Source organism: Streptomyces calidiresistens, assembly GCF_014141525.1.
Classification (GTDB): Bacteria; Actinomycetota; Actinomycetes; order Streptomycetales; family Streptomycetaceae; genus Streptomyces; species Streptomyces calidiresistens.
The window spans coordinates 1-13,336 of the sequence record NZ_VKHS01000059.1 but is presented as its reverse complement, the minus strand read 5'-3'; the positions used below and the strand labels follow the sequence as shown (position 1 = coordinate 13,336).

Genomic DNA, 13,336 nt, shown 5'->3' with positions numbered 1-13,336 from the left:
GTTGCCACCGGTCCGCCGGCCCTCCCCGACCCTGCGCCTGGCCTCCCTCCTCACCCGCCTGCGCTTCGGCCGGGTCCTCGCCCCGGTGTCCGCCGTCGGCCGTCACCCCCGGGTGCTGCGCACCCTCTACCGACTGGAGACCGGCGCGCAGCGCTGGAACTCCCTGGACCCCGCGCTGAAGCACCTCGCCGTGATGGCCGCCGCCGCCCGGATCAACTGCTCCTGGTGCCTGGACTTCGGCCACTGGCACGCCGAACGCCTCGGCCTGCCCATGGAGACGATCCGGCACGTCCCGGTGTGGCGGGACCACCGCGACCTCTTCTCCCACCGGGAGGCGCTGGTCCTCGAATACGCCGAGGCGATGTGCGAGACTCCGCCCCGGGTCGGGGACGGCCTGGTCGCCGCGCTCCGCGACGAACTGGGGGACCGCGCCCTGGTGGAGCTGACCGCGATGGTCTCGCTGGAGAACCTCCGATCCCGCACCTACCTGGCGCTCGGCCTCACCTCGCAGGGTTTCTCCGCCGACTGCGCCGTCCCGCCGCTGCCCGCCCGGCGCGGCCCGAGCCCCGAGGAGACGCCGTGAGCGGCCCCGTCGCGGACCCCACCGCCGAGTTCGAGGAACGCCGGGGCATGCTCTTCGGCATCGCCTACCGGATGCTCGGCAGCGTCGCGGACGCCGAGGACATCCTCCAGGAGGCGTGGATCCGCTGGAACGCCGTGACCGAACCGGTGGCCGCGCCCTCCTCCTACCTGGCCCGGATCGTCACCAACCTCTCCCTGAACCGACTGGACTCGGCCGCCGTCCGCCGCGAGAGCTACCCGGGGCCGTGGTTGCCCGAGCCGATGGTGACCGCCCCCGACGCGGCCGAGGAGGCCGAGCGGGCGGACGAGGTCTCCTGGGCGCTGCTGGTGGTGCTGGAAACGCTCGGGCCGCTGGAACGCGCGGTGTTCGTGCTGCGCGAGGCGTTCGGCTACCCGCACGCGGAGATCGCGCGGATGCTGGGCCGCTCGGAGGCGGCGGTGCGGCAGGTGGCCCGTCGGGCCCGGGCGCACGTGGAGGCCCGCCGGCCGCGTCACGAGGCCGATCCCGCCGAGCGACGCCGGGTGACCGAGGAGTTCCTCGCGGCCTGCCTGGGCGGGGACATGGACGCCATGCTGCGGATGCTCGCCCCCGAGGTGACCGTGTGGAGCGACGGCGGGGGCCGGAAGTCGGCCGCGCTGCGCCCGATCCGCGGCGCCGACCGGGCGGCCCGCTGGCTGCTCGGGGTCACCCGCCGGGAGCCGGACGTGGCGGTCCACCCGGTCCTGGTCGGGGGACGACCCGGTTTGCTGATGACGATCGCGGGTGAGGTGGACACCGTCGCCGCGATGGAGGTGGAGGAGGGCCGGATCACCGCGATCCGCCTGCTCCGCAACCCGGAGAAGCTGCGTCACGTGCCGCGAACCCCCTGGTGAGAGGGGCGGGAGAGGACGGTTTCGGAGGACGGAAAAATTCCGGAACCCGGGTGAGTGACAGGAGCATGACCGGGTAGGCGGCGATTACGCAGGAAGAAGACAACCGGGAGAAAGAAGACAAAATGCCTTGGCTGATCGTTCTGCTCCTCGTGCTGCTCCTGTTCGGTGGTGGCTTCGTGCTCGAGGCACTGTGGTGGGTCGCCGTGATCGCCTTGGTCGTGTGGGCTCTCGGCTTCGTTCTGCGGAGCACCAACGCCTCCGGCAGCCGTGGTACGTGGTATCGATGGTGACGGGCCGCTGAAGCGGCCCCCGAAGCGCAACGGCGGCCCCACCATCCGGTGGGAGCCGCCGTTGCGTGTTTCCGCGGGTCGAGCCCGGTGCAACCATTGGTTGCACCGGGCTCGACCCGCGCTTATCACTCTTGGTGACGATCTCTGCGGAGAGTGCAGTGGGTGGTTCGCGCGCCCACGTGGAAGGTGGAGGCCGTATCCCGCCAACGGCGGATTCGTTTCACCCCGCCTTTCGGAGGCCACACCCCGGCCGAGCGCCGACACGAGGCGTTGTTCCGCGTACGTCGGGTCCACGGCTCCGGACGCGGGTGGAGTTGGTCCCACCCCTTCCGGCCGATGGCGTTGCCCGAGGAGATCGCCGGCATGCGGCGACTCGCCCTTCGATACGTCGGGGAACAGGGCGTCCGGCACACCTCCCTCACGGGCCGTTCCCGGTGACGCCGGGGGAAGAGGTGCCGGCCGGAGGAGGACCGGCGGGGGTCGGGGCGTCGCCGGTCGGAACCCCCGTCGCCTCGATCCTCTCCCGCTCGGCGGCCTCCCGCTCCGCGTCCTCCAGGGCCTGCCCCCGGACCACCGTCATCCCGGTGAGCAGGGACAGCATCACCACGGCCGTCACCGCGAACACCGCGCGCAGTCCCCACACCTCCGCCACCAGCCCGCCGAGCAGCGCGCCCAACGGCCGGGTGCCCCAGGCCACCAGCCGATAGGCGCTGTTGACCCGCCCCAGCAACCGGTCCGGGGTGATCCGCTGCCGCAGCGAGACCATGACGACGTTCGACGCCACGACTCCCACTCCGCCCAGGACGAACGCCGCCCCGATGACGAAGGGGTTCGTGGTCAGCGCCGGGGTGCCGACCATCAGCGCGCCGGTGAGGACACTGCCGAAGATCAGCACCACCCGGCCGAACCGCCGTTCCATCCCCTCCACGAGGAACGAGCCGACCACGCTGCCGCCCGCCATCGTGGCCAGCAGCACGCCGAAGGCCGGCTCCGAGAGTCCCATGGGGGACCCCGACCCCACCGCGAACAGCACGATGATCGCCATCACCGCGCTGGTCGCCAGGTTGAAGGCGCCGGTCATCATGGCGAACGTGCGCAGCAGTCGGCTCCGCCACACGAAGCGCAGCCCCTCGGCGATCTCCGTGCCCACCGTCGCGAGCCGCCGTTCGCGCACGGCCCGCCGCCCGTCGGAGGCCGGGCCCGGCTCCGGGGCCGGGCCCGGTTTCGTCCCCGCCCCGGGGCCCGCCGTCCCGACCCGGAACGACCCCCGCATCGGCCACAGCACCACCACCGCGACCAGCCACAACACCCCCGGAGCCGCGAAGGCGGCGATCACCCCGGCCGCCACGAGGAACCCGGACAACGGCGGCCCGACGAACTCGTTGGCACTCAACTCCACGGCGTACAGGCGTCCGTTGGCGCGGCTCAGCTGATCCCGCCGCACCACGCGCGGCAGGATCGACTGCGCGGCGGTGTCGTACACCGTCTCCGCCGTGCCCAGACCCAGCGCGATGGCGTACAGCGCCCAGATCGAGTCCAACCCGAGGGCGACGGCCGCCACCAGGAGGGCGAGCAGCGCGCCCCGCAACAGGTTCGCGCCGAGCATCAACCGCCGCCGGTCCAGGCGGTCCACGAAGACCCCCACGGGCAGCGCGAACAGCAGCCACGGCAGGGTGAGGGCCAGCACGACGCCGGCGACGGCCGCCGGTGAGCGGGTGAGCTGCGCGGCGGCCAGCGGCAGGGCGAGCTTGGCGACGCCGTCGGCGAGGTTGGACAGCCCGGAGGCGGTCCACAGCAGGCGGTAGGAGCGTCCCAAAGGCTCGCGCGCGGGAGCCGGGGCGGTCGGCGGTCGGTCGATGGCGGGTTCCCCGTCGGTGGTCATGGAGGGAGCCTCCACCACTGATGGAAAAAAGTCCATCGATGGAGAGGAGTCCATTCGGCCGTTATCGTGGAGTCATGGGTGACGGGCACGACAGAGACCACGGCAACGGAGCGGCCTCCGGATACCCCCGCCGTCGGCGTCCGGCCACGATGCGCGAGGCCAAGGCCCTGGCCCACCCGCTGCGCGCCCGCATTCTGCGGCTGTGCCACCAACACGACCTGACGAACAAGCAGTTGGCGGATCGGCTGGAACGCGACCCCGGCACCGTCCTCTACCACGTGCGGCAACTCGTCGCCGCCGGCTTCCTGGAGCAGGCGCCGGTGCGCACGGGGGAGACCGGCGCCCTGGAGAAGCCCTACCGCTCCACCGGGCTGTCCTGGTGGCTGGACAACCCCCTCGGACTCCCCGTTCCGGGCACGGAACCGGCCGACTCCGGGAACCCGCCCCTCCCGGCGGCCGGCGGGGACCCCGACGCCGCGCCCGATACCGACGCGGATGCTCCCGACGGACCGCCCGGGGCCGACCCGGTGGACCCCGCCCTGGTGCCCCTGGACGCCTTCGCCGCGGAGCTGCGGGAGGCCGGCCCCGGCTCGCTCCGCGGCTTTACCCGCTTCGCCCTCCACCTCTCGCCCGAGGATGTCGCGGAACTCGACCGCCGCATCCTCGCCGTCCTCGACGAGTACGTGGAGACCGACGACCAACGCCGGGAACACCCTCTCCACGGCGGCATCATCGCCCTCCACCGCCTCGCCGACTGACCCCGGGCGGCTCTCATCCCCTCACCCACCGTTGCGTCCACGTGAGAGGTTCTCCCGCATGGGGTGCGCGGTTTACCCGGAGACCCGGGTCCACGAGCGCCGGTGCGTCGGCCCCGAAGCGGGGAAGCACTTCACGCGCGTGATGGAAGGGTGCGACTACCGGGCCCCTCCGAGACGTCGATCCGTACGGCGACACCATCTTCGACGTCCCCCGGCTGTACGCCCTCATCGAGGAGGTCGGCGGGATCTCGGTGGCGCACCCGGAGGTGGCCGAGGCGGCGGACGCCGTCATCGCCCCGGCCCATCGGGCGATCCGGCGGCGCGGGTACCTCGCCGTTCCCGGAGACTGATCGGCCCCGGCCCCGGCCCCGGAACCGTCCGGGGGCCGGGGGCTCGGGGTCGAGGGCTCGGGGGGACAAGGAGAGCGATGGAACGCATTGTGTCGACAACCGTGGGGCGCACCGGTATCGAGGAGGTGATCACCCTGGAGATCCGGGAGGGCCCGCCCTCCGGGATCACCGCGTACCGGGAGGGGCGCCCCGGAGTCGAGTACACCGCCGACGACCTCACCCTCTGTCTGCTGGGGCTCCGCCGTGAGCTGGAGCGGGAAGGTCTCCTGCTGTGCTGTCAGGGAGCCCGTCGCGATGCGGTCACCTCCGGATCACTGAAACAGATGACCAACGGGTGGTACGTGTACATCGCGAACCCGGAGAGCGGCACGGTGAATCCGGAGCCGGTGGACATTCTCGCCCCCGCCGACCCCATCGAGGTGGCGACTTGCGACGAACAGCGAGCCGCCGTCTTCGCCTTCCACGGCTTGAGGGACCGGGGCGGTGAGGAGCCCCACCCCACCGGGCGCGAGCTCATCTGACGCGGGCGTGGGACAACCGCGGTGACCACCTCCGCCCCCGAAGGCGGGCGCCCCCACCGGTTCCCCGGACCCGTGGGTCACGGAGAACACGAGAACACGAGTGTGGACAGACCATGTTCCACCCATCTGCCGGATCCCGGGCCCCCGACCCCTGGACACTGGATGGCCGGCGGGTCATCACCGAATGGTGGTGTCGTGAGACGCTGCCCTTCGTGATCGCCAAGCTGCAATGTGTGGTGTTGGACTGTGCCGATCCCGTTGGGCTGTCCCGGTTCTACCGGGCACTTCTCGGTGGCGTCGTGAACCGGCCCGATCCGCGGTGGTCGCTCGACGACAGCTGGGCGACGCTGCACACCGAGGGGCTCGTGTTGGCCTTCCAGCGGGTGGAGAACCATCGGCCACCCCGGTGGCCGGACCCCGCTCGGCCCCAGCAGTTCCACCTCGATCTGGAGGTGGCGGACCTGGACCGAGCACAGGAGGAGGTCCTCGCTCTGGGCGCCTCACTGCTCGATGAGAGCGACGAACAGCGGAGTTGGCGCGTCTTCGCGGACCCGGCAGGCCACCCGTTCTGTCTCGTTCGGCATTGACGGCGGACAGCGCGGGGCGGCATCCCGGCCATGGAGGTCGGGCACCGCTACCGGACGCAGGGGCTGCTTTCGCGATGAGCCCCCACGGGGCGAGGAGGAAGTATCGACGCAGTCACCGTCGTTGTGCGGATCCGGTTGCGCCGTGAAGCATTCGGCTCGGCGGACGGACCCGTGGCGAGAACCGGTCGACCGCGGGCTCACGTCTCCGCAACAGGCGGGATCTCACTCTCCCACCGCAGTATCCGAATCAACCCGATCTGTGAAACACGACGCCGGCGACGCCCCACGAGGCAATCCCGGCGAGGCCCGGGACAAGAGAGCCGACCCCGGGAAAGGTGAAGGTTTGGTCGCGGCGCCGCGACCGAACCCCGCACCACTCGTCGCAGCCCCCGACCCGCCGTTCTCCCCTCGCCGGTCCCCCTCGCCGTTCCCGTGGTCCCGGCCGTCCCCGGCAGCCGGGACCACCGGTCAACCCACCGGACGCGTTCTCGGTCCCACCGCTGCCGTGAACGCCCCCGCCGCCAGGAACGCGACGGCGAGCACGGCCGCGACCCACTCCCCGGCATCGGCGAGCGGCCAGGCCCACGCCTGGAGCCCCGTTCCGTCCGCCCCGAACATCGCGCAGACCAGGGGAAACCCCACCACCCCGAGCGTGGCGGCCCGGGGCCCCCACAGTGCGTTCAGCAGCAGGGCGACCCCGAGATAACCGATCAGGTTGCGCGTCGCCGCGATGCCGTCGGAGCCGTCGTGCCACCACCATCCGGCGACGGCGGCCAGGGCCACGCACAGCACCGCCGTACCCAGAACCCCCGCGCGGTACCCGACCAACGGCCTCACGGCTCCCCGCTCCCGGGGGCCGGCGACCCGCTCCTCACCGCGCAGCCAGCAGACCACCGGCACCACGGGGATCAGGAACACCGCCGGTACCAGCACCATCATCTGGGCCACCGCGTTGGGCAGCCCCACCTCCGCCCGCGGCCCCGCCGCAGCCCATCCCGCGGTGAGCGCCGTGGCCACCGCGAAAACGATCAACGCCCGGGCCCGGATCCACCACCACACCGGTCCTCGTCCCCTCAGTCCGTGGCGGGCACGTCGAGCAGCGGCTCCGTCGTGCAGTCGTCCAGGGCGGTCCGGTTGTGCGTGAACCAGAGGTGTTGCTCCGGGGCGGGAAGCTCCGCCACACGCCGGGCCAACTCCACGTCCCGGGGCTCGAAGTACCCCGCCTGCTCCGGTCCCGCGGGATCTCCGCCCACCACGATCGTCAACCACGCCTCCAGCACCGGATACGCGTCCCCTCCCGGGAAGGCACCTCCCGCCCGCCACGCGCACTCCGGGGGTTCCGACGGCAGAAGTGCCTTCGGCAGGGCCTGGGCCACGTCCTCGGAGGACGGTTCCACCGACAACGGCAGATAGGTCACCCCGGGGTCCCAACGCTGGTTGCCGATCCGGGGCGGAACCTCGACACCCACCGCCGTCAGAGCGGCGTACGCCTCCGAGAACCGATCGTCCAGCCGTTCCCGGTGCGGCTCCTGCTCGGGCCACAGACACAGCTCGGGTGCCGTTCCCTCACACCGAAGCCCCTCCGCCCGGGGGCCCTCCGGCACCGCCTCCATGTCCCGCACCAACACCACCGCGCCCCCGAGCCCGACCGCCACCGGAATCAGCGCCGTCACCAGCGGAAGCACCCGCCGGCCGGTGTGGATCAGGAGGACCGCGGCGGCGGCCACACCCAGGGCGAGCAGCGCGGGCGCGAGACGCGCCTCGGCGGCGATCTCGGCGTCCACGACGCAGCACACCGTCATCCCACCACCGGTGAGGTGACGCAGCCAGTACGGGGTCATGGCGGGTGGATAGGCGACGACGACCCAGCTCACCACCACGACCAGGGCGAGTCCTCCGGCATGGGGGAGAGCCCGGCCCAGGACGTAACCCCCGGCGGTGAAGCCCACCAGCATCACGGCCCACATCGTGAGAACGGTGACCGGGGGAAGAGCCACGTTCCCAGCCTGGTGGACGACGACCGTCACCCCCGTCACCAGGCCGCCCCACCCCATGACCAGGACGGGCCACAGCGCCGCCACCGCGATCCGCAACCGGGAACGCACCGGCGCCCGCCCGGTGACCAGCCCCACCGTGGCGCGACGCCCCTCCCACGCGGCGACTCCCGCGCAGGCGGGGGCCAGGAACGCGAGGATCGGGCTCACCTGGCCGGCCCCCTGCCAGGGAGTCTCCGGCAGGTGCTCCATTCGTTGCGTGAAGCCGTACCAGGCGACCATCGGCCAGAGGATCAGGGCGACCCGGACCGCCGGTGTCGCGAGAAGACGACGCTTCGCCGTCCACCGCATGATCAACCCTCCGCGCCGCTCAGTACCCGGTACGCGTCTTCCGCGCGCCGGTGGGGTTCGCCGCCACCCGGGGCGTGGTCGAGGAACGAGGCCATGTCCCCGTGGAACCGGACCTCTCCGCCGCTCATCACGATCACGGTGGTGTAGAGGTCCGCCAGGTCCCGGCTGTCGTGCGTGGCGATGAGGAAGCGCACGCGATCCGACAGGCCGGCCATCAGGTCCCGCAGTACGCCGTACTGCACCGGGTCGAGTCCCGCCGTGGGCTCGTCCATGAGCACCACGTCGGCGTCGTGCACGAGCGCCTCGGCGATACCCACGCGCCGCATCTGACCCCCGGACAACTCCCCCGACGGCACGTCGGCCTTCTCGGTGAGGTTCACCAGGGAGAGCGCCCCGAGCGAGGCGGTCCACGCGGAGTCCCGGGACAAGCCCTTCAACCAACCGGCGTAGGCGACCTGTTCGCGAACGGTCAGGCCGGGCACGGCCGTGATGTTCTGCGGCATCCAACCCACCCGGCGCCGCCATGCCCGCAGATCGGCACGGTTGTCGGTACCGAGCCCGTCCAGCACGACCCGGCCCGACCACGGTCGCTCGGTGGTCGCCGCGAGGCTCATCAGGGTGGACTTCCCGGCGCCGTTGGGCCCGAGCAGAGCCACGTGGCCGGAACCGACCCGCAACGAGAGGTCCGCGAGGACGGGCCGGCCACGCCGGTAACCGAAGGAGCAGTGTTCGAAGTGAAAGGGCACCTGATCGTCTCTTGCGTCATGGGCGCGGGCCCGTGCCCATGAGTGACACGGGGTTCCGACATCGGAGCGGCGGTGGTGGGGGCATCGGGAGGACGGTCGGGTGAGGAAGCCGGAGACAGCGCTCCGGCCCGGGAGGGATGCCCACCTCCACCACGGGTGTAGAGAGTGATGTGTCGGTGGCGGAGTGTCAATGAGGATCTTCGTGAACCACAACACAGGACACGGAGAGTGATGATGGGAGGGTTGTTTGAGGGCGATCTCCTGTTCACGGTGACTTTTCGCGATGGCTCGAGGTGGGGCGGACTCCCTTACGGGCCGGGCCACAGTGTCATGTCCATGGTTCAAAGGGTTCTCCGGGGTGGAGCGACCGACCGGCTTCGGGATTGCGAACCACGATGGTGACGCCCTGTGTGGGAGACGGCCCGACACCGGTTCTCATCCTTCGAGTGGGCCGGAGGAGAGCGTTGTGAGGTCTCGTCGGTTTCCTTTAGTGTCCGTGGGGTTGCCATCCGTGGATCCGGGGGGATCGCGGGTGGACCGGACAATGGGGGTTGATGGGTCGTGGGGCGGGCGTCGGATTGGTCGCCGGTGGAGATGGGTTCGGATCCCACCCCGGGGGATCCGGATCGCATCGAGCGGCTGGGCAATGAACTCGATGAGTTCGCGGAGGACGTCTTCACCGCCCTGGGCAAGGTCCGTGCGATGGGCGAGGAGGGGGCGCTCGCGTCGTTTGTGGGGGAGAGCGCGGAGGCGTATCGGGATCGGTTCGACAAGCTGCCGCCCGACTTGGACAAGTTGCACACCTCCTACGACCTGGCGGCGCAGGCGTTGTTGACGTATGCGCCGAAGTTGCGGGAGGCGCAGGGGGATGCGGATCGGGCGTTGAATCGGGCGATCGAGGCCCGTGAGGAGCTCTCCACGGCGCAGTCGTGGTTGGAGCGGGCGACCTCCGCGCTGGAGGACGCCGAGGAGGCGGCGGAGCCGCCGGATGAGGGCGAGGTGGCCGCCGAGGTCCGCCGCGCCCTGACCGACGCGGAGAGGGACAAGGGCGACGCGCAGGCGGCGGTCACCGACGCGCGCGAGAAGCTGGATCTGGCGATCGCGCTGGCCGGTCAGGCGAAGGAGTTGCGCGAGGAGGCCGCCGCGAAGTGCAAGGCGGATCTGGAGGAAGCCTCCGAGGCCGGGATTCCGAATCGGAAGTGGTGGCAGAAGGCCGCGGACTGGGTGGTGGACAACTGGGACACCATCGTCGCCGTCGCCCAAGTGGTCGTCACGGTGCTCAGCATTGTGGCGTTGGTGTTGGGTGGGCCGTTGGTGTGGGGGCTGATCCTGGCCGCCTCACTGATCATCCTCGCGGACACCCTCATCGACTACGCCAACGGCGACGCGTCCCTGTGGGATGTCGGGTTCGCGCTGCTGGATTGCATACCCGGCGGGCGTCTGGCCTCCGCCGGGGCGAAGACCGCCACGTTGGGCATGGCGCGCGGCGCGCGGGGGCAGGGACGGCAGGTCCGCCAGGAGGGGCGTCCGGCGGCGGGGAAGAACACCTCCAAGGACCCGGTGGACTTCGCCACCGGCGAGGTCCTGCTCCCTGCCACCGATGTGGACCTGCCCGGCGTCCTGCCGCTGCTGCTGGAGCGCCACCATCTGTCCGGCTACCGGGAGGGCCGCCTGTTCGGCCGCTCGTGGTCCTCCACGCTGGATCAACGCCTGGTGCTGGAGGCCGACTCGGTCACCTTCCACGCCGCCGACTGCGCCAAGCTCCTCTACCCCGTCCCCACCGCCGATCCGGATGATCCGGTGATGCCGGTGGAGGGCCCCCGCTGGGCCCTGGCCTGGGATGGCCGGCCCGGTACGCCGCTGACCATTCACCAGCGCGAGAGTGGCCGCACGCTGCACTTCGCCCCCGTGCCCGGTGCGCCGGGCAACGAACTGCCCCTGGTGGCGATCAGCGACCGCAACGACAACCGCATCGAGGTGCGGTACAACGCCGCCGGTGAGCCGGTCGAGGTCACCCATTCGGGCGGCTACCGGATCGGGGTGGCGGTGGTGGACCGGCGCATCACCTCCTACCGCCTGCTCTCCGCGCCGGATGAGCCGGTGCTGTTGGCCTTCGACTACGACGACGCCGGGAACCTCGCACGGGTGTTCAACTCCTCCGGCCTGCCGCTTCGGCTGTGGTACGACGAGCAGGACCGGTTGATCCGGTGGGAGGACCGCAACCACACCTGGTACCGCTACGAGTACGACGAAGCGGGTCGGTGCGTCTTCGGTACCGGCTCCGGTCGGGTCTTCGAGTACCGCTACGAGTACGACACCACCAACCACCGCACCACCGCCCACGCGGCACGCGGTTACCCCACCGTCTACCAGTTCAACGCCGGCTTCCAACTCGTCGCCGAAACCGATCCCCTGGGCCACACCACCCGCCGCCAATGGGATCGCTACGACAACCTGCTCTCGGTCACCGATCCGCTGGGGCACACCACCCGCTACACCCACAACGAGCACGGTGACCTGACCACCGTTGTTCGCCCCGACGGCCATGAGATCCGGGCCGAATACAACGACTTGGGCCTTGCGACAGCGATCACCGAGGCCGACGGCACGATCTGGCGGCAGGAGTTCGACGACCGGGGCAACCGCACCGCTGTCATCGACCCGGCCGGGCACCGCACCGGTTGGACCCACCACTCCACCGGCGCCCCCGCCACCATCACCGACGCACTCGGCGCGACCACCCGCATCGACACCGACCCCGCCGGGCTGCCCGTCGCGGTCACCGACCCCCTCGGCGGGAGCACGGTCCTGGAGCGGGATGCCTTCGGCCGCCCCACCTCCATCACCGACCCCCTCGGCGCGGTCACCCGGATGGAGTGGTCGGTCGAGGGCAAGCCGGTGCGCCGCACCGACCCCCTCGGACACACCGAAACGTGGGAGTGGGATGCGGAGGGCAACTGCCTGACCCACACCGACGAAAACGGCGGCATCACCACCTGGACCTACGGCCCCTTCGACCTACCGGTCTCGCAAACCACACCTGACGGTGCGCGGTATGTCTTCACCCGCGACACCGAGTTGAACATCACCGCCGTCACCGCTCCCGACGGCCGCACCTGGACCTACACCCTCGACCCGGCCGGACGCACGGTCGCCGAAACCGACTACGACGGCCGCACCACCACCTGGCACCTCAACGCGGTGGGCCGCCCGGTTCGCCACATCAACCCGGCCGGACAGACCCTCACCCACACCTACGATGCCCTCGGCCGGGTGACTTCCACGGTCACCGACACCGGCGAGACCACCACCTGGACCCACGACACCGGTGGTCGGATCATTTCCGCCTCCTCACCGGGCGTGGAAATCTCCCGCACCCACAACCCGCTCGGAAATCTGCTGAGCGAGACGGTCAACGGCCACACCCTGACCCTCACCCTCGATCCGGTGGGCCACCCGCTCTCCCGCACCACCCCCACCGGTCACACCAGCCGATGGACTTATGACGCGGCCGGACGCCCGATCGGCCTGGAGACCGCCGGCCGTCACCTGGACTTCCACCGGGACGCCGCCGGTCGGGAGACCGAGCGCCGCATCGCCGGTGCCCTGAGTCTCACCACCGGCCACGACGCGGCCGGACGCACGGTCGAGCAGGCCCTCGCCGCCACCAGCAGTGGTCGGCGGCTGCACCACAAGCGCTGGACCCACCGCGCGGACGGCTATCCCACCGCCGTCACCGACGCCACGGGCACCACCACCCTCACCCTGGATGCCATCGGCCGGCCGACGAACCTGAGCGGCCCGGCCGGCACCGAGACCTACACCTACAACCCCACCGGCGACCAAACCGCCGCCACCGCCCCCGGCCTACCGGCCGACGCGGCCGGGGAGCGCGCCTACACCGGCACCCTCCTGGCCCGAGCCGGCCGCACCCGCTATGCGTATGACGCGGCGGGGCGGGTGATCCGCCGCACCGTCACCCGCATCTCCCGCACCCCCGACACCTGGCACTACACCTGGGACGCCCACGACCGCCTCACCCGCACGGTCACCCCCGACGGCACCGTCTGGACCTACACCTACGACCCCTTCGGCCGCCGCATCGCCAAACACCGCCACCACCCCGACGGCCACATCGCCGAAACCATCCGCTTCACCTGGCACGACACCACCCTCATCGAGGAACACCACACAGTGCACGAGGGCGCCGCGCCGGTTACCGTCACCACCTGGGACCACACCGGCCTGCACCCCCTCACCCAAACCACCCGTACCACTGCCGGCGACGCGGATCAGGACGAGATCGACCGCCGCTTCGCCGCCATCGTCACCGACCTCGTCGGCACCCCCACCCACCTCACCGACCCCGACACCGGCGAACTCACCCCCCTCACCCTGTCTC

At 71.3% G+C, this 13,336-nt stretch carries 12 protein-coding genes; 8 read left to right on the top strand and 4 right to left on the bottom strand.

Translation table 11 applies throughout. The features are described from left to right. The 4 genes from FOE67_RS04895 to FOE67_RS28890 all read left to right on the top strand — a co-directional run. Window positions 1–583 (top strand): carboxymuconolactone decarboxylase family protein (locus FOE67_RS04895; RefSeq protein WP_323384233.1); only part of this gene is annotated, 583 nt, incomplete at its 5' end. A gap of 47 nt (window positions 584–630) precedes the next feature. After that, window positions 631–1,455 carry an RNA polymerase sigma-70 factor gene (locus FOE67_RS04890; RefSeq protein WP_182660795.1) on the top strand — a complete coding sequence of 275 codons (825 nt, stop codon included), beginning with the start codon at window positions 631–633 and terminating at the stop codon, window positions 1,453–1,455. Between the two features lie 122 nt (window positions 1,456–1,577). Next, window positions 1,578–1,745, top strand: coding sequence for a hydrophobic protein (locus FOE67_RS04885; RefSeq protein ID WP_182660789.1), 168 nt, complete (start codon window positions 1,578–1,580; stop codon window positions 1,743–1,745). Between the two features lie 162 nt (window positions 1,746–1,907). After that, window positions 1,908–2,183 (top strand): hypothetical protein, encoded by a 276-nt coding sequence (locus FOE67_RS28890; protein ID WP_228473553.1) that lies wholly within the window; start codon window positions 1,908–1,910, stop codon window positions 2,181–2,183. Here the strand turns inward: FOE67_RS28890 and FOE67_RS04880 are convergent. Next, window positions 2,164–3,627, bottom strand: a complete 1,464-nt coding sequence (locus tag FOE67_RS04880) for an MFS transporter (protein ID WP_182660787.1) — start codon at window positions 3,625–3,627, stop codon at window positions 2,164–2,166. The genes FOE67_RS28890 and FOE67_RS04880 overlap by 20 nt on opposite strands. A 74-nt stretch (window positions 3,628–3,701) precedes the next feature. Here FOE67_RS04880 and FOE67_RS28885 point away from each other — a divergent pair, with 74 nt between their 5' ends. The 3 genes from FOE67_RS28885 (at window position 3,702) to FOE67_RS04865 (ending at window position 5,843) form a co-directional block, all read left to right on the top strand. Further along, the gene (locus FOE67_RS28885) at window positions 3,702–4,385 is read left to right on the top strand and encodes an ArsR/SmtB family transcription factor (protein ID WP_228473550.1); all 684 of its coding nucleotides are present in this window, start codon (window positions 3,702–3,704) and stop codon (window positions 4,383–4,385) included. A 427-nt stretch (window positions 4,386–4,812) separates the two neighbouring features. Continuing rightward, window positions 4,813–5,256 (top strand): hypothetical protein, encoded by a 444-nt coding sequence (locus FOE67_RS04870; protein WP_182660785.1) that lies wholly within the window; start codon window positions 4,813–4,815, stop codon window positions 5,254–5,256. 212 nt (window positions 5,257–5,468) lie between these two features. Further along, window positions 5,469–5,843 carry a VOC family protein gene (locus FOE67_RS04865; RefSeq protein ID WP_182660793.1) on the top strand — a complete coding sequence of 125 codons (375 nt, stop codon included), beginning with the start codon at window positions 5,469–5,471 and terminating at the stop codon, window positions 5,841–5,843. Window positions 5,844–6,311: 468 nt separating this feature from the next. Here the strand turns inward: FOE67_RS04865 and FOE67_RS04860 are convergent, their stop codons facing one another. Genes FOE67_RS04860 through FOE67_RS04850 form a run of 3 tightly spaced genes read right to left on the bottom strand, consistent with a single transcriptional unit; the run spans window position 6,312 to window position 8,934 of the window. Further along, window positions 6,312–6,902, bottom strand: a complete 591-nt coding sequence (locus FOE67_RS04860; RefSeq protein WP_182660783.1) for a hypothetical protein — start codon at window positions 6,900–6,902, stop codon at window positions 6,312–6,314. A 14-nt stretch (window positions 6,903–6,916) separates the two neighbouring features. Then, window positions 6,917–8,188 carry a DUF7224 domain-containing protein gene (locus FOE67_RS04855; RefSeq protein WP_182660781.1) on the bottom strand — a complete coding sequence of 424 codons (1,272 nt, stop codon included), beginning with the start codon at window positions 8,186–8,188 and terminating at the stop codon, window positions 6,917–6,919. Between the two features lie 2 nt (window positions 8,189–8,190). Further along, window positions 8,191–8,934, bottom strand: a complete 744-nt coding sequence (locus FOE67_RS04850; protein WP_182660779.1) for an ATP-binding cassette domain-containing protein — start codon at window positions 8,932–8,934, stop codon at window positions 8,191–8,193. A gap of 594 nt (window positions 8,935–9,528) precedes the next feature. On the opposite strand from FOE67_RS04850, the gene FOE67_RS29975 reads away from it, so the two are divergent. Next, on the top strand, window positions 9,529–13,336 hold a 3,808-nt coding region (locus FOE67_RS29975; RefSeq protein WP_182660777.1), incomplete at its 3' end, for a DUF6531 domain-containing protein.